29 protein-coding genes and 2 pseudogenes are annotated in these 25,736 nt (G+C 43.1%); 4 read left to right on the top strand and 27 right to left on the bottom strand.

Translation table 11 applies throughout. The annotated features are described in order from the left end of the window. Positions 1–21 precede the first annotated feature (21 nt). Positions 22–357 (top strand): hypothetical protein, encoded by a 336-nt coding sequence (locus tag GC098_RS30675; RefSeq protein WP_171647365.1) that lies wholly within the window; start codon positions 22–24, stop codon positions 355–357. Between the two features lie 476 nt (positions 358–833). Then, the gene (locus GC098_RS30680; RefSeq protein WP_171647367.1) at positions 834–1,208 is read left to right on the top strand and encodes a hypothetical protein; all 375 of its coding nucleotides are present in this window, start codon (positions 834–836) and stop codon (positions 1,206–1,208) included. Between the two features lie 4 nt (positions 1,209–1,212). Here the strand turns inward: GC098_RS30680 and GC098_RS30685 are convergent. From GC098_RS30685 to GC098_RS30730, 12 genes and pseudogenes are all read right to left on the bottom strand, one after another. Then, positions 1,213–1,331, bottom strand: a pseudogene (locus GC098_RS30685) (VOC family protein); the annotation flags it as partial. A gap of 395 nt (positions 1,332–1,726) precedes the next feature. Beyond that, positions 1,727–2,587, bottom strand: a complete 861-nt coding sequence (locus GC098_RS40430) for a PrsW family glutamic-type intramembrane protease (protein WP_312880442.1) — start codon at positions 2,585–2,587, stop codon at positions 1,727–1,729. A 264-nt stretch (positions 2,588–2,851) separates the two neighbouring features. Next, positions 2,852–3,571 (bottom strand): annotated as a pseudogene (locus GC098_RS41820) (cyclic nucleotide-binding domain-containing protein); the annotation flags it as partial. Between the two features lie 76 nt (positions 3,572–3,647). Next, the gene (locus GC098_RS30695) at positions 3,648–4,256 is read right to left on the bottom strand and encodes a hypothetical protein (protein WP_171647371.1); all 609 of its coding nucleotides are present in this window, start codon (positions 4,254–4,256) and stop codon (positions 3,648–3,650) included. Positions 4,257–4,739: 483 nt separating this feature from the next. Next, positions 4,740–5,264 (bottom strand): GNAT family N-acetyltransferase, encoded by a 525-nt coding sequence (locus tag GC098_RS30700; RefSeq protein WP_171647373.1) that lies wholly within the window; start codon positions 5,262–5,264, stop codon positions 4,740–4,742. A 103-nt stretch (positions 5,265–5,367) separates the two neighbouring features. Continuing rightward, positions 5,368–6,129: a DUF3888 domain-containing protein gene (locus GC098_RS30705; protein WP_171647375.1), complete on the bottom strand. Its 762-nt coding sequence runs from the start codon at positions 6,127–6,129 to the stop codon at positions 5,368–5,370. A 217-nt stretch (positions 6,130–6,346) separates the two neighbouring features. After that, entirely contained in the window at positions 6,347–6,964 is a 618-nt protein-coding gene (locus GC098_RS30710) for a TetR/AcrR family transcriptional regulator (RefSeq protein WP_171647377.1), read from the bottom strand. 70 nt (positions 6,965–7,034) lie between these two features. Continuing rightward, the gene (locus GC098_RS30715; protein WP_171647379.1) at positions 7,035–8,507 is read right to left on the bottom strand and encodes an NAD(P)/FAD-dependent oxidoreductase; all 1,473 of its coding nucleotides are present in this window, start codon (positions 8,505–8,507) and stop codon (positions 7,035–7,037) included. A gap of 164 nt (positions 8,508–8,671) precedes the next feature. Then, positions 8,672–8,827, bottom strand: a complete 156-nt coding sequence (locus GC098_RS39645; RefSeq protein ID WP_216625481.1) for a hypothetical protein — start codon at positions 8,825–8,827, stop codon at positions 8,672–8,674. A gap of 1,033 nt (positions 8,828–9,860) precedes the next feature. Further along, positions 9,861–10,073, bottom strand: coding sequence for a hypothetical protein (locus tag GC098_RS30720; RefSeq protein WP_246359062.1), 213 nt, complete (start codon positions 10,071–10,073; stop codon positions 9,861–9,863). Further along, positions 10,063–10,377, bottom strand: a complete 315-nt coding sequence (locus GC098_RS30725) for a DUF1572 family protein (RefSeq protein WP_171647381.1) — start codon at positions 10,375–10,377, stop codon at positions 10,063–10,065. The genes GC098_RS30720 and GC098_RS30725 overlap by 11 nt, the downstream gene beginning before the upstream one ends. A gap of 186 nt (positions 10,378–10,563) precedes the next feature. Next, positions 10,564–11,277, bottom strand: a complete 714-nt coding sequence (locus GC098_RS30730; protein WP_171647383.1) for a helix-turn-helix domain-containing protein — start codon at positions 11,275–11,277, stop codon at positions 10,564–10,566. 298 nt (positions 11,278–11,575) lie between these two features. Here GC098_RS30730 and GC098_RS30735 point away from each other — a divergent pair, with 298 nt between their 5' ends. Next, a complete protein-coding gene (locus GC098_RS30735) occupies positions 11,576–13,108 on the top strand; it encodes an FAD-dependent monooxygenase (RefSeq protein ID WP_171647384.1) in 1,533 nt (510 codons plus the stop codon). 158 nt (positions 13,109–13,266) lie between these two features. Here the strand turns inward: GC098_RS30735 and GC098_RS30740 are convergent, their stop codons facing one another. From GC098_RS30740 to GC098_RS30760, 5 genes are all read right to left on the bottom strand, one after another. Next, a complete protein-coding gene (locus tag GC098_RS30740; protein WP_246359063.1) occupies positions 13,267–13,947 on the bottom strand; it encodes a DUF4352 domain-containing protein in 681 nt (226 codons plus the stop codon). Between the two features lie 180 nt (positions 13,948–14,127). Beyond that, positions 14,128–15,105 (bottom strand): proline dehydrogenase family protein, encoded by a 978-nt coding sequence (locus GC098_RS30745; protein ID WP_171647386.1) that lies wholly within the window; start codon positions 15,103–15,105, stop codon positions 14,128–14,130. An 80-nt stretch (positions 15,106–15,185) separates the two neighbouring features. After that, positions 15,186–15,995 (bottom strand): helix-turn-helix transcriptional regulator, encoded by an 810-nt coding sequence (locus GC098_RS30750; RefSeq protein ID WP_171647388.1) that lies wholly within the window; start codon positions 15,993–15,995, stop codon positions 15,186–15,188. A 330-nt stretch (positions 15,996–16,325) separates the two neighbouring features. Then, positions 16,326–16,625 (bottom strand): hypothetical protein, encoded by a 300-nt coding sequence (locus GC098_RS30755; protein WP_171647389.1) that lies wholly within the window; start codon positions 16,623–16,625, stop codon positions 16,326–16,328. A 203-nt stretch (positions 16,626–16,828) separates the two neighbouring features. Next, positions 16,829–17,053 carry a hypothetical protein gene (locus GC098_RS30760; protein ID WP_171647391.1) on the bottom strand — a complete coding sequence of 75 codons (225 nt, stop codon included), beginning with the start codon at positions 17,051–17,053 and terminating at the stop codon, positions 16,829–16,831. Positions 17,054–17,319: 266 nt separating this feature from the next. Here GC098_RS30760 and GC098_RS30765 point away from each other — a divergent pair, with 266 nt between their 5' ends. Then, on the top strand, positions 17,320–17,535 hold the full coding sequence (locus tag GC098_RS30765) for a hypothetical protein (protein WP_171647393.1): 216 nt from the start codon (positions 17,320–17,322) through the stop codon (positions 17,533–17,535). A gap of 457 nt (positions 17,536–17,992) precedes the next feature. Here the strand turns inward: GC098_RS30765 and GC098_RS30770 are convergent, their stop codons facing one another. The 10 genes from GC098_RS30770 to GC098_RS30810 all read right to left on the bottom strand — a co-directional run bounded on the left by GC098_RS30770 (position 17,993) and on the right by GC098_RS30810 (position 25,648). Continuing rightward, complete coding sequence (locus GC098_RS30770) at positions 17,993–18,298, bottom strand: hypothetical protein (RefSeq protein WP_171647395.1); 306 nt, start codon at positions 18,296–18,298, stop codon at positions 17,993–17,995. A gap of 233 nt (positions 18,299–18,531) precedes the next feature. Continuing rightward, positions 18,532–18,999: a GNAT family N-acetyltransferase gene (locus GC098_RS30775; protein WP_171647397.1), complete on the bottom strand. Its 468-nt coding sequence runs from the start codon at positions 18,997–18,999 to the stop codon at positions 18,532–18,534. A 242-nt stretch (positions 19,000–19,241) separates the two neighbouring features. Continuing rightward, positions 19,242–19,766: a GrpB family protein gene (locus tag GC098_RS30780; protein ID WP_171647399.1), complete on the bottom strand. Its 525-nt coding sequence runs from the start codon at positions 19,764–19,766 to the stop codon at positions 19,242–19,244. A 190-nt stretch (positions 19,767–19,956) separates the two neighbouring features. Next, positions 19,957–20,460, bottom strand: coding sequence for a GNAT family N-acetyltransferase (locus GC098_RS30785; protein ID WP_171647401.1), 504 nt, complete (start codon positions 20,458–20,460; stop codon positions 19,957–19,959). A gap of 169 nt (positions 20,461–20,629) precedes the next feature. Continuing rightward, entirely contained in the window at positions 20,630–23,248 is a 2,619-nt protein-coding gene (gene ppsA / locus GC098_RS30790; protein ID WP_171647402.1) for a phosphoenolpyruvate synthase, read from the bottom strand. Positions 23,249–23,670: 422 nt separating this feature from the next. Further along, positions 23,671–23,844, bottom strand: a complete 174-nt coding sequence (locus GC098_RS30795) for a hypothetical protein (RefSeq protein WP_171647323.1) — start codon at positions 23,842–23,844, stop codon at positions 23,671–23,673. 29 nt (positions 23,845–23,873) lie between these two features. After that, the gene (locus GC098_RS41015; protein WP_281367152.1) at positions 23,874–23,999 is read right to left on the bottom strand and encodes a hypothetical protein; all 126 of its coding nucleotides are present in this window, start codon (positions 23,997–23,999) and stop codon (positions 23,874–23,876) included. Positions 24,000–24,118: 119 nt separating this feature from the next. Further along, positions 24,119–24,568: a DUF1569 domain-containing protein gene (locus tag GC098_RS30800; protein ID WP_171647404.1), complete on the bottom strand. Its 450-nt coding sequence runs from the start codon at positions 24,566–24,568 to the stop codon at positions 24,119–24,121. 78 nt (positions 24,569–24,646) lie between these two features. Then, a complete protein-coding gene (locus GC098_RS30805; protein WP_171647406.1) occupies positions 24,647–25,012 on the bottom strand; it encodes a VOC family protein in 366 nt (121 codons plus the stop codon). 63 nt (positions 25,013–25,075) lie between these two features. Continuing rightward, positions 25,076–25,648, bottom strand: a complete 573-nt coding sequence (locus tag GC098_RS30810; RefSeq protein WP_312880444.1) for a MarR family winged helix-turn-helix transcriptional regulator — start codon at positions 25,646–25,648, stop codon at positions 25,076–25,078. Positions 25,649–25,736 lie beyond the last annotated feature (88 nt).

Raw genomic sequence — 25,736 nt, forward strand, 5'->3', positions numbered from 1 at the left:
CTGCAATGGATGATGGACATCATGTCCAAGAAACCGAGACCCACGAATACTGCTCCAGGCATCATCTATATGCTGTGCGGAGCTACGCAGCATAGTAACACCGACCCGTTCGATAGATCAAGCCCGGCAATCCCGGTTGGACCGCACTGGATGATAATTTGGCCTTTTGACGCCAAGAAGTGCGGACTGCCCAATACAATCAGGGATGCGGGTGCCTGGGTGATGTTCGATGGCACACCTTACGCCTATCTGCACATCTGCGGTACACCTTGGGTGGGCAATATGTACAATGAGAAGAACCCCGGAGATCAGGTTCCGATCTGGACCATGGTGTATGGATCGCGATCAGAGCCATAATATTGGCAGCAGATGTGTCCGCTGCAGCTGGTAATCTTTTACCTTCGTGAAATTGTTGAGCTATCGTTCGCCGTTAGATTAATAAATAATGCAAATGTTAATAGATGGTTCCTAAAAATGATACAAACAGCTCTTTCTTCTTGTGGTATTCAGGGGAATCAGAGAACAACAAACCACATACATACTCTATAACCACTTTTCGACTCAACAGTGTTTTTCCTGAAGTTTTAAAACCACAATCTTTGAAGTTAAACCCACATCCGTCTTGTACGTACAAACGCTGAAACATGGATCGAAAACATTAAGGTAATAAGATTTTTTATACGAAAATAAATAGGGAGAGAGCCCACGGCCATCTGTGGCTCTTTTCAATTTGTGCACAAATGCCCACTCTCATTGCATATGGTGGAAGCAATGTATGATCAGTTCATTCGGAGGAGTATAGTCCCAACTTTAATTTCAAAGGAGATAAACATATGTGGAATAGCTTCCCAGCATATCCCGATAACAGACAAGGGATTTCAAACATTTTACAATGTATGAATAAATGGGTGACCATCCAATTAGAAGATGGGACTAATTTGCAAGTCAATGTGACCTCTGCCGATTTCAACTATGCAACAGGATTTTTGACCCGCCAATCTTATAACTCCTTAGTTTGCAACGGGACTGCCATTCAAAATTCACAACAGGCAGAGGCTTGCAAGGGTCAATGGGTCCAGCTTGTTCTTCCCAATCATATTTCGCTCTCGTTTTATTTGACTCATTATGATGATCAAATGGTCGGAGGCAGTTTCCAATCGACTCAGCTTCTCGGACTATCAAACCGTGTCACTTCAGTTCAATGTTGAATAGTTTTATCACAGCCCCATTCCAATTTTCTATTTCAATCTTCAACACTTCACTGTACCATTTTTTTTATAACTTCAAGATTCTTAGTTTCTCCAAAATATTCCTCCGAAACCTTTTATCATCGTATCTAACTCCTGTCTGTCAACAAATTTTTAGCTATCCGATTACATTAGATATTCGAGATTTAAATTTAAGTTCCTTTTTCAACTATACTGCCCGTAACGATCGATCCTCGATTATTGCTTTTTTTTCTTCAGTCCGGTAACTAAAAGGATCTATATATTAGTTATGCGTAATATGTAAATCACTTTATTTTAATAAATTTTTCTCAAGACACTTTAGAAGGCCGGGTCATCATTTATTTGCTCCATGCCATAATTACATAAACAAGCGAGTGTGGTGAATATGTCCGAACAAACGAAATCATGGCCAACGTTAAAGCGAATTTAACTAGAATCATTTTATTGAAAGTAATCCATATAATGAACATGATTGGGAAACGACGCTCCAAGAGGCGTCAATTCCGCGCGGCCTCCACCCTGAGTGATTGCCCGCAGCGCGGACAATACCGTGTCTTTGGCGGGCACTGCGTGTCGCACACTTGGCAGTTTAGCGTCCGCTCGACGTCCGCATCCTCTTCCTCCGCATCGTCTATCAACCGGTCCGCGCTCAGCGCAGGATTCAGCAGCGTCAGCGCTTGTATTTCTTCCACTGTGCCGGAACGGATAAGCAGGAATAGCAACAGGAGTCCAGCTGCACCGACTGCAGCCATGCCAACCACCCTCAGCGCTCCGCTTGCGAACTGGAAGTCCCAGAGCGTGTGCAGCAGAATGCTCGCGCTAACCAGCCCCGCCACCTTTAGCCATACGCTTAACCTGCCAGACGATGTCGAGGCCTTCGACAATCCGATCCCAATGCCTGCTGCCGCAATAGCCGTCCAAGTTCCGTGCCCAAATGGTGATAACAAGGCTCTCAACCACAAGACAGCAAGCATGCTGCCGCTCGCTCCCGTTCCGAGAAAAGCCCAGCCGTAGATCATGTTTTCAACAGCAGCGAAGCCCATTCCCGCTGCAGCGCCAAAGACGACCGCATCCATTCGGAAACGCTGCCGCTTGCTGCGCAGGAAGAAATAGCAAATCAGCAGTTTCGATGCCTCTTCGATTAAAGCGACGGCAATCGGTAGATGAAGCTGTGTAAATGTATACGCGTCCGGCCCTTTTGCGAACAACCAGCTTTTCTCCAGCAGCATAGCCAGCGGTAAGGCGATGGCTGCTGAAGTTACAAAAACGCCAAGCAGCCGGCTTATGCGATAGCCCAGCAGTTGCGAGCTTCTGGCATAGGCGACGAAGGTGACCGGTCCTGCCAGACAGCCCGTCACTAAAGCGGCATAGGTCCATATCGCGCCCTTCAGCCAAACGGACAGCAGCGTTGCGACCAGAAACAAGCCGCCCATCGACATTAGCACATCGATCCAGCGCTGCTGTGCCGACGGCCGAAGCCATTTCTGCCCGGTAGAAGCGACTTGTCCGGGTTGTTCCGAATCCGGCATCCATTGCCGGATGGCGGTATCTGCAATATCCGGCCTGCGAATACGCAGGGCCGCCAGAAACTGCCGCTTCACCGGTTCGTGTCGCATCAACGTAAATCGGAATTCCTCTTCTCCAAGTGCTAACAGCTTGCCGTCCTCAAGTGCTGTAATCGTTGCCGTTGTTGATACACCCGTCAGCAGTGCAATCTCACCGAAATAGTCGCCCTGGTGAAGCACGGCTACACGCTTCCCTGACGAACGGACTTCGAAGCTGCCGGAGCTGATCGTACAAAACATATTCGAGGCATCACCCTCGTAAACGATGACTTGGCCCTGCTTCACGCTCCGCAGCACCGTGACCTCCGCCAACCCCCGAAGTTCCGAGTCGGGGATGCTCGACCAGATCGACGCCTTGCTGAGCAGGCCGTGAATGTCTCTAATGCGAGCCGAATAGGTTAGGCTCTCGTGAAAAAGCGGACTTAGCGCTGCAAGCGTCCGAAAAGCTTCACGGTCAAGGCGCAGTGCTCGGACCTCGCCTACGGCGCGTATCGTCGCCGTACGCCGCTCGGAGGAGAGCAACGCCATCTCTCCGATGAGCGCGCCAAGACCGAGCGTAGCCAAACGGACGCTGCTGCCTATCAAACTGCGGGCCGTCACGCTGACCTCGCCAGATAGGATGAAAAAGCAGTCATCCCCGACAGCGCCTTCTTTAAGGATCGTTGTCCTATCCGCGTAGGACACCATCTGCATAGTTGAGGTGGCTGCTGCTAATTCGTGCTCCGGGACCCCGTGCAGCAGCGTATGATTTCTTAATTCATCAGGAATATTCTCCATCAGTTACGATCTCTCCTTGTAGAAAACAGGAACCCGCCTCGGCGGATTCCTGTTATTTACGTTACTTAATATTCTATTATCTCATATTTCCGATGTTTGAGCTTCTGGATTCTTGCATTTTCTTGATAAAATTGGTCATAGTCTCAAAACCTTCGTTGCGCTTGTTGGTTAAACTTTGCATTCTGAGCATATCCATCTGCTGAGCGTTATTTAACGAGTCGATTTTACCTTTTATCTCATCTATCGTTGCTTTCAATTCGTCAGTAGTTAAGGTCGCTTTGGAAGCGTGCTTAGCGCCTGCTTGCTGCAATTTCGTTTTTAAGTCCGCTGCCAACGTATAGGGAACATTTCCTGATTGCAGTGCGATCACCTTCGCCAGTGTATCGTTCAATCCGGCGATGTCCACATTTCGCTTTTTTATTGAATCCATTTGGTCTTTCAGCTGTGTTTCCAGCAAAGCGGCGCGTTGAGATTGCACAACCTGCATCGCTGCGTCCAGATCCATGTTAGACACATTGACTGCCGTAGTACCACCTACGCCAGCTACAGCCGCATTGTTCGTAGCACCTTGCCCGATTGCCTGCTTAACGGAATCGTGCGCCGTATCATTGAGCATGATGCCCGCCCCCGCTACGACTCCCACCAATAATCCTAAAGTTGTTGTTCCAATGATTGTTCTTTTCATGGCTGATTCCCCTCATACATTCAATTTTCCATTCATCAAAGGACTACGAAAACCTCGAATCCCGTAAAGCGGTTCTGAAAGTCCTTATTCATTCCCTTGCCATGTCCTACCTAGACGAAATCAACTTGATCATAAATGTCCACTCCCTCAAAAATATGAACAGCGGACAGAATGATAACTTTCATACTGTAAATGTACTACAGTCAAATAAAAGAAAAATGAAAGAATCGGCCATAACTAGAAAAAAACCGCGTAGTATCAAGCCTTCGCGGTTTTTTTTAACTAACATAATTATTTGTTTTCGGTCGGCGAACCTTCTCAGCAACGAACCCATTCGCAAATATGCGCATATGTTTGTGTCGTGGCTTCGAACTATAAGCATTCAAGATGAAATAGTGTTCCCCAATATAAAATTAAGAGGGATGTCAAGGGTACTATACTATCCTTAACATCCCCAACGATTTGATATCGCTTAATCTTGCTTCATTTTAATTCAGAGAATTTATTAACCTTATACACTTTTGTATACAAGATATCTTTAAAAAGAGAAAACATCGCTTCCGTGAGAGATTGAGGGTAGCTCATAATCTTGAGCGGTAAATCAAGCTGCCCATTCTGAAGAGGAGGCTGCACATATTCGAAATGATTGAAATGAAAACCCAATCGTTTATAAAAGTTTACTCTCCGTTGCGCTAAGTCCGTAGCTGGGGGTTCCACTTCCAATAGAATGGGCTTTAACGATTCTCCGATATACGCTGTCATTAATTTTCCTCCTAGACCGCTTCCCCGTACGACAGGATCAACAGCAATGTGCTCCACAAAACGAAACAAAGGAAATTCCCATACGGCTACAAAAGCAATTATATTGTTGCTGCCCTCGATTTCAGTAATAAGACGATAGTTAGGATCGGATAGCAACTCCTTTGCTCCAGCATAAGTTCTCCGTTCATTTTCAGGAAATGAGGCTTTCATAATAGCGAAGATTTGATCAAATTCGCTGTCTTCCATAATCAGTTTCCCCCTTATATAGGCTGCATTTCGCTTTTAGATATAATAACATTCACATTTTCAAAATGAAAAATCAGTGCACACTTGTGATTGGGGCTCTTTTTTACATGTACCATAGGAGTTCTGACTTCATAGGCTTACCTTGCTTACTGACTTGGTTGATAAATGTCCAAGTTCCATCTACTTTCTTTACCGTCAGTACAACGTTAGTTCCCTCTCTTTTTTTGTACACGATATATCCAGAATCATCTTTGATAAAAGTAAAGGGGTTCACCACATTTTTATATCCCGCAGTTATTGTTCCTGGTTGTTGGAGAACTTGTTCAACAATTTTGGTATTGATATCTACGAGTGGTTGGAGTTCTTTTTGTTTCTCCGAAGTGAAGAGCAACTGTTCGTACTCATATTTCTTGTACGGAGCAAAATAAATGCCAAATGTGTTTTGGACGTCTTGAATTACTGAATTCTTAAATGTACTGATTTTAGTTTCCCACTCGTCTCCCTTGTGATTGTAATCTGTAACGGTTGTCTTCCCTAGTTCAACCCTGAATGTAATTAGGTCTTGACCAAAAGGGGGACCATGGGAATGCTCAAATGTTTCCAACTGTACCTTAACCAAGAAGCGATACCTTCCTTGTTCCCATATATCTATAATTTTTTCTTTCCAAAATTGTTTTCGTTCTCCATAGAAGCTATCAACTGCTTCAATAACATAAGGATATAACATTGCAAATAATGAATTCTTAAGAACCTCTTCACTAGGAACTCGCTGTATCATTATGTTAATCGATGTTGTTGCATTTGCGATATTACCTTGTATTGGCGAAACAAGAAGTACAACAAACAAAATAAATTGTAATCGCATAATCCTTCCGACCACCCATGTTTTCCCAGTATTATTCCTACAGAAACACTACCTTATTCAATATTACTGACCGTTAGTTGAAAAAAGGCTGCCGATTTGGCGGCAGCTTTTGTCTTGACGTTAATTGAGATATAATTCCTCGTTTGCTTAAAGAATTTTTGGGTAATAATCCATTTTTCTATATTCAAGATTAGTTTTCGCATGAATAATAAATTAATTATTTGTTGCTCAAGCTCGATACAGGGTGAGCAATCAACCGCATCAACATATCGACCTTCGGAATTCGATAGTCTTCAATCCCGTTCGCATTGATGACCATGATACCGGTAAGGACAGATAAAAAACAAGCGATAAGCTCTCTAGGGTCTCCTGCCGCCAATTCTCCGACCTGCTGTCCCTCTTGGTATAACGGAAGCAGCATATCAATAAAAGTATCCATCGAATACTGCTCCAGAAGGTGCTTAACCTTTACGGGCACACCGTCGGACGTACGCGCCTGGTGGATGAGCATGAAGTACGGTGCTCCGCTTTCATCGAGAATTTCCGCCGTCAAAGCCCTGATTTTCTCGATTGGCGTTCCCGGCATTTCATAGATGCTTCGCATGGCCGATTCCGTTTCGACCATCGCCTCTTGAACAAGCGACATAAACAACTCATCTTTCGATTTGTAATAATGGTAGAGCAGCCCGTTGCTAATACCTGCCTTTTCTGCGATCATGCTCATCTTCGCGCTAACGATACCTTTATGGGCAAACACCTGGATGGCCGCCGCCTTAATTTGTTCTCTTCGTTCATCGCGGATTTGATGCAATTGTTTATCGTTTAATGGTGCCATTGTCGAGTGCTCCTTTGCCGGGCGATATAGATATCTATCAGTATAACAAATCCGACCATTAAAATCGCTATTACCTTGCTGACTCGAACGGCGTTTCCGAGAATCGGGGCAGCAGATCTTCCAGAACTGCCTCGACGGGCCGTCCGTCTTTCGCCTTAAGCCCGGCGAGCAGTCGCTTACCTTCATCTGAAGCGGATAGAACTTGGACGGCCGTCTGCGAGTTGAAAATGTGACTGGGTGATACGGACAACGAATTCACGGCCCAATAGAGCCCGTATAGCTGCCAATCTGGCTTGCATGTAGCGTACTTGAGACACAGCTCCATATATTCCCGGCTGAACGCATTCCCCTTGCGCGAATCCGAACCTTCGTATTCAACACCTTCCCACCGAAGATTAGCCGTGCAGTTTAACCAGAAGGCCGGCTCGATGACTTCTTTGATTCGGCGAAGTACACCGTGCTCCCAATCATGTCGGATATCGCCGTGTTGCTCTAGCAGACAGGTTTCCAGTATATCGGCAGCGATCGCGGCCGCAGTCATGCCTTGGCCGAAGATCGGATCGTAGATGCAGTAAGCATCTCCCAAGACCAGCAATCCTGCAGGCCAGCGGGACATCTGTTCATAGCGATGACAGTACAATTCTGGAACACGGAAGCCTCGAGGAGAGGTGATGGGTTCAAGATCGCGTACGATTTCCGAAATGATCGGGCTCGGAAGCTGCTCCACGGCCAGTTCAAATTCGGCGGCATCCGTTGGAGGGTAATTCCCGCCCGGGCGGTAGAGCAGCACTTCGGCAATCTGGTTCTCGATAAAGGAGAACACGCCCGTGTAAGTGCCGCCTGCAGGCTGACCCTGGAGGTTGATGACGTCCCATTTATCGATTAAGTGAGTCAGATGAGAAGGCACTTTATATCGGCGGGTGCTGTATCCGAGCGAAACTTTCAGAAGATCCGGCTTCGGCACCTCGTATCCCAAATCCGTAAGCCATCCCGAAAGTTTCGAGGAACGTCCACTCGTATCAATAACCAAATCGGCTGTCAGAGCTTTCTCCTGCTTGGATTGATCTCTATCTTTAGCTTGAACGCCGGTAACGGCTGACCGATCAGAGGTCGTTAACAACCCGATCACATCGTGTCTGGGCAGGAAGCGTACGTTAGGAATGGCTTTTACGCGTTGACGGATGACCCACTCAAGTACAGCTCGACTAAATTTGATATCATTCCGGTCATACTTCATTTCCAGACACCCGTGCTGGTTCATGAAATAAACGGCTTTGTTCAGAGACGAAGGGGAACCTTGCGCCACCAAATCAAGCTCATATCCCGGAAAAAGCCGTTCCGTGATCGATTTCCCGCGCGTCGTGAAGCGATGCGGATGGAAAGCCTGCGGAGTTCCGGGACGGAGGTCTGGCCCTGAGGGGAAGTCGTCTTTCTCGACGATCAGCACCTCTTCGTAATGATCCGAGAGTACGCGTGCGGTCATTAATCCGGCCATACCTCCACCGATGACGATGGCATTGCTTTTGTTAGGATTGGTTGTCATGTTATTATTCCTCCTTGATTTAGATTGACTCATTCAGTCTATAATTTTGTAAAAAAGTTCATATAGGGGGTTCATTCTAAATCCAACAATATAGATTGAACGATTCAGTCAATGTAATTATGCGATAATCTCCAATTTTTGTCAACACGTTCCTCCGCGCATTGTTAATTATTGGAATCAGCTCCATCCATACGTAATTCTCGGTACGGTTGATGCGCACACAAGATGGCCATTCTATACGGGATGGCTATGCCGGCGCAAAATAAGCCAACAACCTGATTGCCTTTCGGCTCCGGTTGTTGGCTTACTCTATATTGCATATTCCTTTACTTGCTGTGTTGCGCCAGCATTTTCAACAGATCAGTGACGCCTCAGCTCTAGTTGTTTCGCCATTAGGAGCGAAATTGTTAGCACCGCGGAATTCACTGGTACAGCCAACAGACTCAATACCGTCAGGACAAGTCCAGCGCCTATTAACAGCGCGAGTCTCCTGCGCCAATTTTGTAACATAGATAACCCAGCTCCGACATCGATGTGGAATTACTAAATTCTTATTGTGCATACGAATCACCTGACCGATGAGTCCTTTGTTATCAACTAATGTAGTTGTGGTGCAAAAATTAACCGATCATCTGGTCTAATCAGTGGGGGATTTTCGGCTTCTATCTACCTTTAATTTCCTCCACTAACTTCCTCCACATAAATTATTTTTTTCTACAAGCTTTATCATAATAAATTTATCGGGTATAGGTAATTTCTACCACATATAAAAGATATCTCATTTATTTGAAGGCCTAAAGTATTGGTCTATTAAACTCTAGTAAAATATTACCAATATCTGTTAAGATATGTTTTTCAAAGATTTTCGCTTAATAAACACACAAAAAAGGAGACGAATATTGATGAGAAAATTAAGATTAGGTTTTATTACTGGGTTTTTAGTAGTCTGTATGTTACTAACATTTTCCGGAGCAGCCAGTTCTAGTGAATGGCCAGGACCAACGATTTATGCGGATGATTGGCCTGAGAGAGGTTGGTGCTGAAATCTAACCCAGATTTCTTTGAATAATTCTAAACTGATCGTATCACCTATTTTTTATCATTCTTAAAAGCCTTTGCCGAATCAAGAGGGAACTGAAAAGTCCGATATTTCTAGATTCCAAAATAATAAAATTAAAACGAGCCTCTAGAATCACTTCTAAGGCTCGTTTTGCATGTAGGGAGACATATTTGAACCCCCTAAATTCATGGTTTTTTCAAAAACACTACTGCTTCAGTGCCCTATCATCTGGCCGGCTGCCTTCTTGCTTTATTGATTGAACTATCGTTTTCCGATAGTTGAGCGGAAACTATTTACTCAGTTAGAAATATACTTTTGCTCATCTTCACTTGTTCAATCATATACCCAATATTTCCTTCACCTGCAAATAGGGTCATATCGAAAAAATCTTTATTCAAATCAGACCAATATAATTCATTTTCAGCCCCTGTGACCATGACATCTCGCTTCAATTTGCCGACATAAACCTCAACATAGCAATGATGCAAATAGTATTTAAAATCCATTTTTAGATAATACATAAAATAAATGTTTCACAGAGTTACCCAGTAGAAAGAATGCTGTTTCAATTCGTTGATGAACAGTTCCCCAAATGTGCGCCACTAAATTGGCAATGCTGTTGCTCTCAGGTGTGGGTGCCCATACAATATCTTCGTCGGATAATTGTTCAATTACTTGCAGTGTCCCATTCTTTTCGGATTTATATTTCTTCAAGAGAAAGTCAATCAATATCGATGTGCTGTCCAATAAACTCACATCTCCTTGAATAGTTTGCATATTAATCACCTTCATAAAAAATGGAATATTCATTTACCATTTCTCTGCAGATTAGCTTTTTCCTTTATTTGTAACTAAATTAACCTGCCTGTTAGCATAACGCAGCTGCCGATCCATGCCGGCAGCTGCGTCTTAGTTGTTTATTAAGCTATAGTTCTTCTTTAACTTAATTCATTTTGATGTTTAACTTCATAGTCCACGAGATTCCTGTTGCTGACTCTAATCCTCATAGACTGAAAAAAAAACATCGTTAAGAATCGCTTTCGCTTTCTTTAAGTTGCGGGAATCCAGCTTGTTGAGCATCGCCATGATTTCGTTCATTTCCTCGTTAACCGTTAAAGAACGAAGGGCCTTGTCAGTGTCTGACTCTTCGTTTGTGTTCGCATCTCTCTGACTAGGATCGATTGATTTCTCGTATGTATCCGATTGAATCCATGATGTATGCAAAGTTTCGCGAAAGACATTGACGAGAAATCCCAATTCATCTTCGTTATACCGTTGCAAGAAACGATTGACCCCGATATCAATTTGATGATGCAAAGCTTCATGCAAACGATAAATCTGTTTGCCCAGTGATGTGGTACGGAACAGAATTTCTTTTTTGTTATCCGGAAGGTATTCAATAAAGATGATTTGTTTATCAAGCAGCCTTCTCGTGATTTTGGAGACACTCCCTTTGGAAATGCCGAATTGCTTTGAAATAGTTATACCGTTTACAGGCTCAAGCTTGCCAATCGCATCCAGCACATGCAGCATCATAACAGTCATTTCTTTCATCAACTCTGCAACAACAGGATTAGGGCTATTCTGGATCAGCCACTGTTTCTCTTCGTCATCTTCCGATTGGAATTTAAGCTGTATTTCATTCACGGTTTCCAACAATTCCTTGATTAAGCGATCTTTATTTTGCTTTTCCATTGAATGATTGATCATTAATTTCTCCTCCAATAGTTAACTTGATACCAGTATATCAAGGGAAAAGCGATAATTAAAGTTTCCTTTGAAACAATAATATTGACAAAGAAAGGGGCATAAATTATTATTGTTTCAAAGGAAACATATAGTTTCAATTGAAACAAAAGTTTTGTCATTATCTTCAACCATCCGTATTAATCTTAATCGTAGCCAGCAAGAAGTTTTACGCATTCAAAAAAAACAGAGAGGAAGGCTAGCAATGACAAGCATGGTATCCCATCAATTGCGTAACAAGGCAGTAGGAGGTCGATCCACTTTGACCGAACACCACGACATCGATGTACTCGTCGCCGGAGCCGGCCCGACCGGCTCCACGCTGGCGGCGGACCTGCTGCGGCGTGGCCTTCGTGTGCGACTGGTTGATAAGGCACCACACGCCTTCAAGGGCTCCCGTGCCAAAGGAGTCCAACCGCGCACCCAGGAGGTCTTCGAAGACCTCGGCGTACTGGGCGAGGCTCGCGCGGAGGGCAGCCCGTACCCGCTCGCGGGCCTCCATCTCGGACCGATCACCGTTCCGTGGCGGATGCAGCAGCGGAACAGGCCGACGCCCAACGTGCCGTATCCGAACATCCTGCTGCTGCCGCAGCACCGCACTGACGCCATCTTGCACCGCCTGCTCGACCGCCTCGGGCTACGCATCGAGTTTGGCGCCGCAGTGGAGGGTTTTGAACAGGATGCCGATGGGGTGACGACGACGCTCTCTTCGGGGGAAAAGGTCCGTAGCAGGTATCTGGTCGGGGCCGACGGCGGCTCGAGCACTGTCCGCAAGTCCGCTGGTATTCGGTTCGTTGGAGAGACCAATGACTCCGACCGTACGCTCATCATCGACGGCACGATCGACGGACTGTCGCGCAACCGGTGGCACATTTGGCCACGCACGCACGGCAAATCTGTCGGAGCATGCCCGCTGCCCCACTCCAACCAGTTCCAGGTCATGATCCGGCTGACACCGGACGAGACGCTTGACCTCGACGAAGCCGCGCTGGCCGCCCAGTTCCACACGCTCACCGGTTTCCGGCTCCACGACATCACCTGGACGTCGGTGTTCCGGCCTAACGTCCGGCTCGTCGAGCACTACCGTGCGGGCAGAGTCTTCCTGGCGGGCGACGCCGCCCACGTCCACACCCCGGCCGGCGGACAGGGCCTCAACACCGGCGTGCAGGACGCCTACAACCTCGGCCAAGTCATCGCTGGAGCACCCGACAGCCTCCTCGATAGCTACGAGGCCGAACGGCAGCCGATTGCCGCACGCGTCCTCGGCAAGTCCAGCGAGCTATACGCTAGTCTCGACCAGCGCCGTCTCTCCGGCCTCAAGCGCGGAGACGAGGAGCGACAGCTCGGAATCTCATACCACGGTGGGCCACTCGCCTCCACCAACGCACCGGCCACCAAGACCCTGCATGTGGGTGACCGGGCACCAGACGCGCCCTGCACCGGACCCGGCGGGGCACGACGTCTGTTCGACATCTACCGGGGGCCACACTTCACCCTGCTGGCGTTCGGCGCCAACGCCGCCAAGTCACTCCCCGAGCTGATCTGGTCGACCGGCAGCGCCGAATTGCGCCGCTACGCCATCGGTAACGCGCGTGGAGTCGATTACAATTGCCTCAACGATACATCCGGCAAGCTGACCAGTATCTATGGCATTACCGGCGACACGTTGGTGCTGATCAGGCCAGACGGTTACATCGGCAGCATCATAACGACCGACTGGCTGGCAGCCTTCGACAACGTTGCCAGGACGATTACCCGCTCCGGTTCAATGCGGCCACTCGAGCTGAAGAGGTAATGTCTCCCTAGTTCCAGACACAACTGTTTCTACATGCTGTTCCCCATACACCGGAGGATGCTTCCGCGCTGCTTTATGCCTGCTAGCTATATGAGAACAGAACGAAATAAAAAAGCCTCTTAGTGTAATGTATCCCTAAGGGCTTTTCGTTGCTTCTTTTATTCAACTTTAAGTTTAATCTTCTTTCCAAGCATTCCACCTTGAGCTTGTAAATAAAATCCCTTAGCATCTTTTGGTACGTCAAAAGCTAATAGTCCGGTTATACTTAATCCTGGGTTAAGTTTTTTCAATAAAATAGTTTTATCTGGTCCAAATGCCACGTGCTCAGCTTCGGTTGAACTTGAGAACTCTCTGTTTTGATCATCAATAAGTTTAAAACTATTCGAATCAAGAATGATAGCGTCCTTTTGATTATTAGCAACTGTTAATTCAATTACCTTAAATACTCCCTGAGCTTTGGCTTTTAAAATTTGGTTATCCCCAATCTCAGCCTTTGTTTCTGTGCTTATAACTGTTATTTTAACATCTGAAGAAACTCCCTCCTTAGAAAGTTCCACAGGTGTAGGTGCAGGTGTAGCTTTCGGAGATGCTTTTGGCTCTTCCTTTTTCGTTTCAGCCTTTACTTCATTCTTTTGATCTGCTACTACCGGTGCGCTCGCTGTCTTAGTAGAGATAGAATCATCCTTGTTCAGATTTCCTATTACAATTAGAGCGCCTATTACTGCCCAAATGATTCCAAAAGTCTTTCCTGCGCCTTTTAAGCCTTTCCACGAAACAAAGATCATTACATAAGGTACAACAATCCAACCCAAAATCCTCAGTGCTTTCAAACCGTCCATCTCCTAATACATAGTATTAATTTCCTATCACTGATTATATGTCCTATGCATTATATTGGTCTACATTTTTCTGGAAAAATTTGATAGTTACCATGGGGGTCTCCCTCGTTAGGCAATCCCATGTTTTGCGCAGAAAGAACGTAATAGTTCGACTTAGGTTCCCACTCATGACCTATCCTTTTAGTCATACGCTTTAATAACCTCAACCTCAACTTCCTCATTACTTACCATATCGATTACAGCTTGAAAAAGATTCGGCGGGTATTCGGCAATCCGATGACACAAGTACAAAAACCATTGATGCCCATATGTAAGATAGATCCTTACTGGATGCCCAGCTGCTTTTAGTCTGCTGCTCAAATCTGGACGAATTCCATACAACATTTCGAATTCTACATCTGAGTTAGATAACCACCCACGCTCAAGCACTTCTTCGATGATATGTTCATCATGAGTAGCGATAGACACACGGTGTCCTTGGCGAATCGTGCTTTCAACTAGTTCCAAATAACGATCACTAAGCGTTGAAGATCGAGGGATCGAGCAGTCAGCCGGTTCTTGATAGGCGCCTTTGACGATGCGTATACGACTAGGTGAGGCAACTATAGCAGCCAAATCCTGTGGCGTTCGTGTCAAGTGCGCCTGCAATGTAATGCCAATGTTCGGATAAAAAGAGACTGCTCGCTCATAAACAGATAGTATGTCATCTGTCTTGCTGGACTCTTCCATACTAATGAATAATTCAACCCCAGCTTCCTGGGCTTGCTCAGCTAGATTCATCAAATGCGAAAAAGCAAGCTCCTTATCCAAGGAAAGCCCGATATGTGATAAATCGAATGATACACGAGCTGGGACCCCGCCTTGGCTTAAGTCATGGATCAGGGCCATCATCTCCAATGCGGCTGCTTCACATTCAGTGGCAACAGTTGTATTTTCACCAATATACTCGATGGATACTGCGTAACCTTTAGCCACTAACTTGCGTCCCACTTTGAGTCCGTCTTTGCGATGTTCACCCGTTACATATCTATCAGCCGTAAGACGCAACAGCCGATTCAGTTGTGGTGTCTGCTCCACATAAGATTTTAGGTCTGAACGGCGAGCGATAGATTTTAGTGCAGCTGTGAATTTTTTTTCCAAATCTGATACTTGGTACATGATGTCAACTCTCCCTCTTTCAAGTTACACCCAGTATACTAGGATGAAGGAGGCTGGTATTGTAAATAATTGCTCTTTTTTTAAAATGATAAGGCGTATTTATGCGGTGTAGTCCCAACTATCTTGTCAAATGTTTTCGCGAAGTGACTCTGGTCATAGAAGCCCACTTCTACTGCAATCTCGGCTATCGATCGCTTCTTCATCAATTCCGACTTCGCATGATTAATTCGCAGTAAGTTTTGATAAGCATGCGGGGGCAGATGACTCCACCTCTTATAAATACGAATGAGATGAAATCTGCTGATTCCAGCTTCGGTCTCCAAATTCTCCAACGTTATCTGTTCGGAAAAATGTGCATGTATGTATTCCTTTATAAGTTTAACGTATTTCTGGTCTTGCTTTCCTTGGTGTGTTTCATGTTCAAGATCGGAGGTGTTCTGACTAACGAGTGCTTGTACCAGGTCGATTAAAGCAGTTTCGATCTCAATCGGAGAGGATGTTCTGGTAAGTGCCTCCATCGTACGGTTGATGTGTACACGGCAGGCTTTATTTTTACCCTCTCCCAATAAGAACGGGATATGAAGCTGATCAAGCTCCCGTTGCTTGAGCCCCTGGAACCAATTTGGATGAATGAACAGCATCTTGTATTTCCATTCTACGCCCGTATCGGGATAACATGCATGCAGCATCATCGGCGGAAAGCTGATCAGCCGTCCCCTTTCAACATAATGCATTGTTCCGTCACACCAAGCATTCGTTTCACCTTCATCAATTAACCCAATCGAATATTCCTCATGGAAATGTTTTTGATAGGCAAAATCGCTCTTCAGACATCTCTTTGCTTCCAAGAAAGGCAGCGCTTCATTGCGGTAAAAGGTTACATCAGGCATATTTCGAGTCCTCTTCTTTCATAATGCATGAATACTTCCACGGGGATATTATAGGTTTTGTTCAAAATACGAGTCATAAAGGTCAGACTATAGTTCTTTAAAATTGTTAATACGTCTACTTCATTTATGACAGTTCCACTTTTTAACCATAAACTTATGAACCTATTACTGAATTAATTATCTTATTTTACTACAAATTGGCTTGATTTGAATGATATATTGTTGCACTATCCTGCCCGTACTTTAATACACAAAAGAGGAGCTGCCGCGAAGCAAGCCCCTCAATTATAGTTCACCATCAGTTTAATCTGATTGGTTTTACTACGTCCCCTAATCCGACCAGCCCATACACTTAATACCTAAAAACACAAACCCGATACCGAGTAGGATATAAATAACTTTAACTAACCACCAAGGTAATGCTCTTAATAACGCACCAATTGAATTAACGACAAAAAAGATTATCCATACAAAAAATGAATCAGCAACACCTTCAATATCACGTAATTTTAATTCTTTGGCAATAGTATCTTGTTTGCGTTTTTCACTTTTAACAACTATTATGCCTAATGTAAGAAAAACGAAAGCGATAAACCAGCAAATAATGGCACCAATCAGCCGTAAGGTCAAACCTCCACCTCCGAGTTAGTTGTAATATTCCGTTCATATATTTTTTCCATAATTCAGAAATTGAAACTCTACTGCTCATTAGCGTAAAAAAGGACTGCCATTCGGCAGCCCTTTCGTTATTGAACTATAATTCTTCGTAATAATATCAATCTAAGTGGTGCGAGTTTGGGGGTTGCAGCCATTGCATAGTTAAGATTAATTCGTTAAGATCTTTCTTTGGCTTGTGAATTCTTCCCCTCATGATAGTCTTCCCAGAGTGGACCGATGTATTTTTCTAATGTTTTAACGACGTCATCTCTTCGGCTCTCTTCGACATTTGCAGTGTCATTTGAAATATCATTTCTAATTCGTATGAGCACAAATAAAGGGGGTAATGCAGCCTCACGTAGAGCCTTAATCATGTTTTCTTCTTGTGGAGTAATATCCATAACGTATCATATTTCCTTTCCAGTAGATTTCTGCTCATGATAATCTCATTATAAACCCTGACCTCAGTGTTATGGTCAAGAGGAAGTAAGCTAATCAACATGCAGATGCCGCATCCGTGAGGATGGGTAAGGCATTTACAAAATGGCGTTTGGTAGACTATGATTTTAATATTCGCCTATTGGGGGAATTGCACCGGATTCCGGACAGCGTCTACTGTGGCCGATTACGCCGGCAATGAAATCAAGCTGAAGGAGATGAATAAAGGTTGAAGAATAGATTCGAATTTACTGCAGTCGTCTTAATAGGCAATGGCGAGTTAACAGACGACTTTACCATCGATCTCGCCAAAATGGTTGACCGTTTGACCGCACAGTTGGAGATCGCCAAGAAAGCACTGCAAACTATTGCGGGGAACTCAGAGCAAGGTAACGAAGCAGCCAAGACCATTGCAGCAGAAGCTCTAGCATCTATTGTCGAGTAGGTGTCGGCTGCCTTCGTGTTTTATAACGTTATCCGTTAGTTGAATCCTAGGCGTAATATCCGCCCATTGCAAGGTATTCATGGTGTTCAAGATAATGCTTATAGATCTTTCCAAATACTCTGTTGGCCATTGCCTGTGATTGATTATCATTCTTCAGGGATATCAAACCCTTGAAAACTTACATTTAATAAATTCGCTTCAAATGAATGTTGAAATTCATATTGACCAGCATAGCTAAGAGCAATTATTCCATCCCATTTAATATCAAATTGTTTTAATTCGTTTTCTGAGAAATGTATCCGATGTTCGGCAACAGAATCGTGTCCTAATAAATAAATGTTAAAAGATAGTGTACAACTATGACAATTAATCCAAACGATTTTTGCCTGCCAGTGTTTTAATATAAATAATCCCTTTCGGTATTCAATTGTTGAACTATCATATCCCGTTAGGTACTCTATGGTTCTCTAAACCCTAAAAATGTCATACTTAAAAATACCATTACCAATCCTACAACCATAAGAAAAACAATTAAGATTCCTGTGAATTTTAACAATCCTTTCTCGCCTGTTAGAATACCAATAAAGCCCAAAACAATGCAAATGATTAAAAAAGTTAGTCCTGAAAAAAACAGGGATTTAATAACAATTATTTCACTTGCGGTTGGATTTTTTGAAACTAAGTAACTGAAGATAAGCATCAAAGCCCCTAAAATACTTAAAACGGTAGACCACACTCCGAATGGCCTCACCTTTGAAGTCATTAATTTCCCTCCCACTCCGGTTTTTTTGGTATTTATTTAGGCTGACATCAATAATATCCTTTATTTTACCATATTTGGTCATTAAGCATCCTGCACGTTAGCGGAATAGGCCATCGGATTTATCAACGGCAGCCTGCTATATCTTGTTATGAAGCTATCGTTCCTCGTTAAACAACCGATACATTTACTTGATATTCAAGTTAATCGAATATACCACTTTAGGGAGAGCATTATTACATTCCTTCGACGGTTCTGATATTTCCCTCTACATTCACAGACATGTAAACGTCTATGAGATCCTCACTTTCAACTTTAAAACCAAACCGTTCATAAAGACGTTTTGCAGAGCTTCCTTGTAAGACATTTAATGTTACACGTTTTCCTTTTACATCATTTTGTTCAAGCAATTTTTTTAATACATGACTACCGACCCCTTTACCTTGGTAATAGGGATAAATATAAAAATGTTCCAATAAATAACCATCTAACGTTGGTTTAAGAGCTACGCAGCCAATAAAAGAAGAATCTGACTCAATGATCCAAGTGTGATCTGAGTCAAATGAATTACGGAAGCGTTGACGAACCTTCTCTTCATCAAACCTTCCTAACCTAGTCAAATCATTTCGTAGTACAATTGCCCGTAAATTAGCAATTGTCTCAACATCGGAATTTTGGGATTGGCGAAGAGTAATCTGTTTCATTTAACGTAACAGCTCCTTTATTCTTTTTTAGACAGCATAGGGGTTGAGCCCCCTTAAAAATCATTGAAATTATTTATTTTAAGGTCATTATGTTCTTCGCATATTATAGTGGTTTAATAAGGGCGTATCTATATGTAGTCATTTGTAAAACTAAGATTGGATAACTGCCTGTTAGCACAACAAGCCACCGAGTTTATCTCTGGTAGCCTGTTTGATCTATGAAGCTAACGTTATCCACTAGCTTAACGTTCCTTGATCATTTTATACCAATGTAGTGCTTTTCTTTCTAGCTCTTTAACAAATGTATCTTTACCGTCCATATAAGCGTCAATGTCCTTCGGGAATTGTTTTGCAAGGTGTTCTTTTAAATTTCCATAGTGATTAACTTCCTCTGAATGTATCCGGAGATAGTCTCTTACAGCCAAATGGCGATTAATATCTTCTCTGTTATCCACCTGGAATACATGCACTTGATGTGTTCTATTATCTCCGCCTTTTCTGAAGTATCTTCTTCCTTTCATACCGAGCTCACCCATACATTCGTAACCAAGACCTGTCATTTGTTCATTAAACGAATCAATTTTTTTAATATCCTTTACTACTGGCATGATATCAATAATTGGTTTTGCTTTTAACCCTGGAACAGATGTGCTACCTATATGATGAATCTCAATTAGCTCATTACCAAAAACATCTTTTATTTTTTGAGATTCCTCGCTAAACCTTTGTTTCCAATTATCGTTGTATTCCGTAACTACAACATTCATTTAACTAACCTCCACTGACAAATAAATTATTCATTGCAGAATCGATATAACGCAATTGAAATCACTCTTGGTTTTTGATTCATGATTTTATCACACCCCCAGGCATTAAAAACTCTTCTGCCCAATCGCTCATCAGGCTGCCTAGCTAATGTCAGCAACCTGTTTCATGGTGCTTTCGTTCTTCGTTAGTTCAATCTCTGACTTTATTATTTTCATTTGAAAATGTTTGTATAGGACCATCCCATTCGTCTTCTCTAACCTCTTGAAAGTTGTTATTTGTATAGCTTTCAATTACCTTCCTCCAAAATATTTGAGCTGGTTTATTAGTCTCTATTTGAGCAACTTTCCAAATGCCACTGAATCGATTGAATATTTCATTAGAAGCGATTAGACCTACTCCAAGTTTTCTATACTTTTTCATCACAAAGAACTCAGCCACCGAATAAATTCTTTTCCCATGATCATTTATCCCCATAATTCTTACAAGCGCAAATCCAGCCAATTTTCCATCTACACGTATAAAAAATGGATGCCTGCCTTCCTCTGTCCAATAATGATCAAGATACATATAATCATATAAGCCATTTTCATTAACATCTTCAGGGTCAAACTCGCTAAAATCGTATTTATAAAGTTCTAGGAGATTTCTTAAGGTTGATTTTTGATCATATTCGACCTTATGAATAGTTACCATTCGTATTTCCACCTTTCCACTTAAGTCAGAGTTCGGCGTCTCAGATTAATAACCCCCCAATCAAAACATTTGATTTTGGGGGGTGCTTTGTGTCATATTTGCTTTCGACGTGGTGGTCTGCGTCATTGAACTAACGTCTCCGTTACTACCATCCATTATGACTAAGCCATTACAATATTTCGATATACCCTTCTGTTCCATGCACGCGAATTCGTTGTCCGTCTTTTATCAGTTTGGTCGCATTTTCCACTCCGACGACTGCTGGCAAGCCATATTCACGTGCAATAACGGCTCCATGGGTCATCAGTCCACCTACTTCGGTGACAAGTCCTTTAATGGATACAAACAAAGGGGTCCAGCCAGGGTCCGTAAAGGAGGTGACTAAAATATCTCCATCTTCCAGATTAGCCTCTTCCATGTTTAGGATAACACGTGCTCGTCCTTCTATCACTCCGGAAGAAACAGGTAGACCTATAATCGCTTCAGCTGGCAGATTTTCTCGTTTGTACGCGCCTGTAATAATTTCACCATCCGACGTGATTACTCGCGGGGGAGTTAGTTTTTCGAAAAATTTGTAATCTTCTTTCCGTTTGTTGATCACCTGATCATCAAGATTGTTTGTGCGTACGACTTCGTGAAGCTCTTCAAAAGAAAGAAGGAATACATCTTCTTTTTCATGAATAACGCCAGCTTGTACGAGTTGTTCGGCTTCTTTCAATATAGCCTGCTTATATACGAAATAGCGACTAATCATGCCGTATTTGGGATATTCCCGATAACCGATGTAATTCCGGATCAGACTGATCACTCGTTTGGTCTCATTGGCTTTTTCTTCACCATCCGGTAATTGCTTCAATCGCTCTAATAACACTTGTTCTTTTTCTAAAGCTTCCTGGCGCCCTTGCTCAAATTTTCGCTTGCCGGCATTCGGCTCCATATTTTTGATATTACCAAGAATGATTGGAACAAGTGAACTTGGTTTTTCACTCCAACGAGTTCTAGATACATCAATTTCTCCCGCACATCGCATTCCGTATTTATTCAGATAAGCGTAGATCGCGTCTTGCGTTTCCTGACCGCCATCCAATTTAACGAGTTCATCCAAGAAATGATCATCTTTTACCTGTTGTAAATAATCAATCACTTCCGGGTAAGGACGAATTACATCCGCGACATCCAATAGCGCCAGACCCATTTCCGAAGTAATATTGTTTGGCACAGATTGAGAGAGTGTGTCTGCTGCGTTTTTTTCACCTAGCCACTCGTACATTTTTTCATTGATCCATGACGAAGCATTCATAGCAGTCATAAACACAGCCGAACTCTGGGGGTCAAGTAAAATCTTCTTTAATTCCTGGATATCTTCTAGAATAAAATCAAATAACTCTGATCCTGATTTCGTTTGGATGTTTACTTTTAACTCTTCGATCGATGTTTGACTCTTCTTAATCAAATCAGCAACGATTGTCGGATCATTCTCGATTTGTGCTTGAAAATCCCAAGATGATATACCTTCATTACTTGTACTGGGACTAGGTACTATTTTACCATCATCTGGTGGAAATTTGATAAAATCTTCCCGCTCTACGATGGTTGTGAGTGCGTCTTTAGTGAGCGGTTCGGATTTCCCTAAAGCATCAATGATCATATGTCTCCTGGTAGGCGAAGCTAGCATCTGTGTAACATCAACAAACAATCTTCCGCCAGCTTTACGCATGGGTGCAGGAGTTATTAACAGGTAGAAAGATAATCCCAATGGTTTCATAGGATCGGTCATCATTTGTTGATGGCCCACGGATACATAGACGTGATTTTCTTGATCATTAGCTTCAGGAATGGGGAATAACGTCGTAATTGGACGACTCTGGACAATATAAAAGGTATCTTGGACCAAACACCATTCGATATCTTGCGGACTGTTAAAATAAGCTTCAATCTGTCTTCCGATGCGTGCCAATTGTAAAATTTGTTGTTCAGTAAGTGTTTGACTATTTTGCTGATCAGGATCAAGCTGCTTGGTCTCAGTTCCACCTTCTTTGCGTCCATAGATAGCCAATTCTTTGGTTGCTATACGCTTATTGACGATTTTTCCTTCGTGTACGGTGTAATTATCGGCAGAAACCAAGCCAGAGACCAATGCTTCTCCAAGTCCGTAACTGGCATCGATGGATAGCAACTTTCGGTTGGAGGTCATTGGATCCGCCGTAAATAAAATCCCAGAAGCCTGTGGGAAAACCATCCTTTGAATGATAACTGATAAATAAACTTGACTATGGTTAAATCCATTTTGCATACGGTAGATGACCGCGCGATCCGTAAATAGGGAAGCCCAACATTTGCTGATATGCTGTAAGATGGCATCGACGCCGATGATATTTAAATAGGTGTCTTGTTGACCAGCAAAAGAGGCATGTGGTAAATCTTCAGCAGTCGCACTAGAACGCACTGCATAAGCATGTTCAATACCAAACTGGGAGAGATAGTGAGTAACTGCTTTCACAACATCGGAAGGAATTTCTACTTCCAAAATGATTTGTCGAATCTTCCTGCTGATTTCACCAATTTGATCTCGATCTTCTACTTTTAGCATTGTTAGTCGATCCAACAAAGCATGATACGTTTCGTTTTGTTCGATGGCTTTTTGATATCCCACTGTTGTAACACAAAATCCTTCTGGTACTTGTATTCCTTCAATTTTTGATAATTCCCCTAAATTTACCCCTTTGCCGCCAACGAGCAAAAGCTGCGTTTTTTCCATTTCCTGAAAACCGAGAACCAAAGAACTCATTCAATATCTCTCCTAACCATTAAATTGAGAAAAAATTTGACAAGAGTTTACCGGCATGGTACACTTAAAGTGTAGAATACAATAATTATGTCTATGTAACTTATAAAAGTCGTAATCTGATTATATCATCGTGTCTGTTTATATGCAATATAAAAGAACCTGATAAAACTATCCAGGTTCTTTTTTGATTTCCCGCTATCATTAGTCACATTAAAAACCATGGTTCGAGCCAGAAAAACCATCAGGAAAAACATCCTGACGGTCTTTTTACGTGTAAACCCATACTTTTGTCTATGGGGAGGGATGAATGTGGGGTTCCAACCGCTGTTGAAGTCATGTTTTTTTAATTTATTTTGCGGTATAAACAAGACTTCAAAGGCGGCCCGTAAACTTTCCACCCTCACACCCATCCCTCTTCTGTTCTACTTTGAACTACCTTCCACTTCTTTGTTCTTTAATCCGTCTGAGATCCGGTATTCGTAACCATGTATCCCTTTGTAATACTCAGGATATAGCCCCTCCACAGCTTTCACACGTGAAATGCGGCGGTACAGTCGGATCCCCTTGATCCATTCGGTCAAAATCTTAGACAACATTAAGCGGATGCTTTCCACTTCCGAACAAGTCAAACAATATATACTTCACTGCCTGCTTTGACAGTAGGTAATTGCTTATGGACAACTGTTACTTCAAACAGGCTGACGATGAATCCGTCAGCCAGCGTAATGTTGCTATCGTCATCCGTTAGCACAGCGAAGTGGTGCTACTGCGCTAACACCCGTTCGAAATGGCCACATTATCGGCAGCCTTCTTTGGCGTTTATTGAGTACTTGTATCCGTTGAACAATTATTAATCATTGCGAAAAAATACTAAACACCAAATTGTCTTAAATGATGGTCTAGATGTTTATAAATTCCTTTACCCCATTGCTCATTAGTGAATTCGCCAAAAAAAGGATGTGGATGGGGTGAACATTTATCCGGACCGTTACTTTGGTAAGTTAAAATCTTTTGTTTCAGTTTTTCTTTTTCTGTCTCAAAATCTTTGTCATCTAAAATACGTATGGTCGAAATTGTTGACATATTGTGTGGTGTTGGCTTGTCATTATATAACATAGGTTTCAAAAACCTTCCTATTAACCTTCCTAACCAATCTCTCGGGGGAAAGGAATTTCCCATTGCAATATCTTGAAACGCTGAGCAGTGAGCCAACATTTGAGCAACATTCATTGTTCCCCATTGTGGTTTTAAATTTGGACTTAAATTCTCGATACGGTTCAGTATTTCAGTTGTATGCAATTTATTGTATATATTTTCCATTGGCACACTCCATTAAAATTACCTTTTGTACTCGTGAATTTGACTTGAAACAGAGAAAAATATCTCGTTTGCGGAAGTTCACAAATGCTGTAGTCCGATGCGATTTCCTTCAGAATCTAGAAACATCCCCAAATAGCCGGCAGTCTCGCCAGTATACGTTTTCTCCATGATAACCTTTCCACCAGCCTCGTTAACCCTTGACAGAATTGTTGCTAGATCGGGACTTCCGTCCAAGTACACAGTGACGCCATCTGCTGCTGGCTTGTGATTCGGACCTTGAACCAGAGCCCCCCCATTAAACCGCTCCTGAACAGGGAAAAACGCATAATCACAATCCCCCATCGCCATTGTTGGCATTTCAATCTGAAAAAGCTGCTCGTAAAACGTTTTGGCTCGTTCCATGTTACCTACGGGAATTTCGACCCAAATAAATAAACGCTGCATGATGCTATACCTCCTAATTGATCTAATTGATTTATATTTACGACTTCTTTTAACCATCAACAATCACTTATTCTCATCTTCATTTAATTCTCCAGTATTAATGCTTTGCCAATTCCCATTACTAAAGAAGTTTACCTCCTTCTCCAGAATTCGCCCGACATTCTCAAGAGCATCTGCTATCTTATCCAATTGCTCTGGGGCGAGTTTGGTAATTAGATGCCGGTTCCACTCTGCATATTGTTCGTAGATAGCACCCAGTACTTCTGCACCTTTTGGAGTAAGTTCAACCAGCTTTGTGCGTCTATCGGTCTGATGGTCCTTATAGATAGCCAGACCTTCATTTACTAATACGTCTGCAACACGCTGCACGCTCTGACGTGCATGTCCCATATCACGAGCGATCATTGCCACCGTTTGGGGTTTATATCCAACTCGACCAAGAACCTGCCACCTGGCGCTACTTTGATCAATTGAACGCGTGATAATGTCCCCGGAACGCATTAGTAACCCATTAATGTGGAATATACTCAGTGAAAATCTGCTTAGGTGATCCTCTGGTTTGTCTATTGTATTCATGATTGCATCATAACAATTCGACAGCATACTGTCAATATAATATTTACCATTTTCCATCATTTTTATCTTTTGTTTCACTATCCTGTCCGATAGCGGAATAGGCCGCCGAGAGATTCACCGGCAGCCTTGGTAGTATAATATGATGGAG

This window comes from Paenibacillus phytorum (genome assembly GCF_013141715.1).
Lineage (GTDB): Bacteria > Bacillota > Bacilli > Paenibacillales > NBRC-103111 > Paenibacillus_E > Paenibacillus_E phytorum.

Coding starts and splice junctions, on each gene's coding strand:
- GC098_RS30675 (WP_171647365.1), top strand. CDS start 22: ATGTCCAAGAAACCGAGACCCACGAATACTGCTCCAGGCATCATCTAT.
- GC098_RS30680 (WP_171647367.1), top strand. CDS start 834: ATGTGGAATAGCTTCCCAGCATATCCCGATAACAGACAAGGGATTTCA.
- GC098_RS30695 (WP_171647371.1), bottom strand. CDS start 4,256: ATGAAAAGAACAATCATTGGAACAACAACTTTAGGATTATTGGTGGGA.
- GC098_RS30700 (WP_171647373.1), bottom strand. CDS start 5,264: ATGGAAGACAGCGAATTTGATCAAATCTTCGCTATTATGAAAGCCTCA.
- GC098_RS30705 (WP_171647375.1), bottom strand. CDS start 6,129: ATGCGATTACAATTTATTTTGTTTGTTGTACTTCTTGTTTCGCCAATA.
- GC098_RS30710 (WP_171647377.1), bottom strand. CDS start 6,964: ATGGCACCATTAAACGATAAACAATTGCATCAAATCCGCGATGAACGA.
- GC098_RS30715 (WP_171647379.1), bottom strand. CDS start 8,507: ATGACAACCAATCCTAACAAAAGCAATGCCATCGTCATCGGTGGAGGT.
- GC098_RS39645 (WP_216625481.1), bottom strand. CDS start 8,827: ATGCAATATAGAGTAAGCCAACAACCGGAGCCGAAAGGCAATCAGGTT.
- GC098_RS30720 (WP_246359062.1), bottom strand. CDS start 10,073: ATGGATTTTAAATACTATTTGCATCATTGCTATGTTGAGGTTTATGTC.
- GC098_RS30725 (WP_171647381.1), bottom strand. CDS start 10,377: ATGAATATTCCATTTTTTATGAAGGTGATTAATATGCAAACTATTCAA.
- GC098_RS30730 (WP_171647383.1), bottom strand. CDS start 11,277: ATGATCAATCATTCAATGGAAAAGCAAAATAAAGATCGCTTAATCAAG.
- GC098_RS30740 (WP_246359063.1), bottom strand. CDS start 13,947: ATGGACGGTTTGAAAGCACTGAGGATTTTGGGTTGGATTGTTGTACCT.
- GC098_RS30745 (WP_171647386.1), bottom strand. CDS start 15,105: ATGTACCAAGTATCAGATTTGGAAAAAAAATTCACAGCTGCACTAAAA.
- GC098_RS30750 (WP_171647388.1), bottom strand. CDS start 15,995: ATGCCTGATGTAACCTTTTACCGCAATGAAGCGCTGCCTTTCTTGGAA.
- GC098_RS30760 (WP_171647391.1), bottom strand. CDS start 17,053: ATGGATATTACTCCACAAGAAGAAAACATGATTAAGGCTCTACGTGAG.
- GC098_RS30770 (WP_171647395.1), bottom strand. CDS start 18,298: ATGACTTCAAAGGTGAGGCCATTCGGAGTGTGGTCTACCGTTTTAAGT.
- GC098_RS30775 (WP_171647397.1), bottom strand. CDS start 18,999: ATGAAACAGATTACTCTTCGCCAATCCCAAAATTCCGATGTTGAGACA.
- GC098_RS30780 (WP_171647399.1), bottom strand. CDS start 19,766: ATGAATGTTGTAGTTACGGAATACAACGATAATTGGAAACAAAGGTTT.
- GC098_RS30785 (WP_171647401.1), bottom strand. CDS start 20,460: ATGGTAACTATTCATAAGGTCGAATATGATCAAAAATCAACCTTAAGA.
- ppsA (WP_171647402.1), bottom strand. CDS start 23,248: ATGAGTTCTTTGGTTCTCGGTTTTCAGGAAATGGAAAAAACGCAGCTT.
- GC098_RS30795 (WP_171647323.1), bottom strand. CDS start 23,844: ATGTTGTCTAAGATTTTGACCGAATGGATCAAGGGGATCCGACTGTAC.
- GC098_RS30800 (WP_171647404.1), bottom strand. CDS start 24,568: ATGGAAAATATATACAATAAATTGCATACAACTGAAATACTGAACCGT.
- GC098_RS30805 (WP_171647406.1), bottom strand. CDS start 25,012: ATGCAGCGTTTATTTATTTGGGTCGAAATTCCCGTAGGTAACATGGAA.
- GC098_RS30810 (WP_312880444.1), bottom strand. CDS start 25,648: ATGATGGAAAATGGTAAATATTATATTGACAGTATGCTGTCGAATTGT.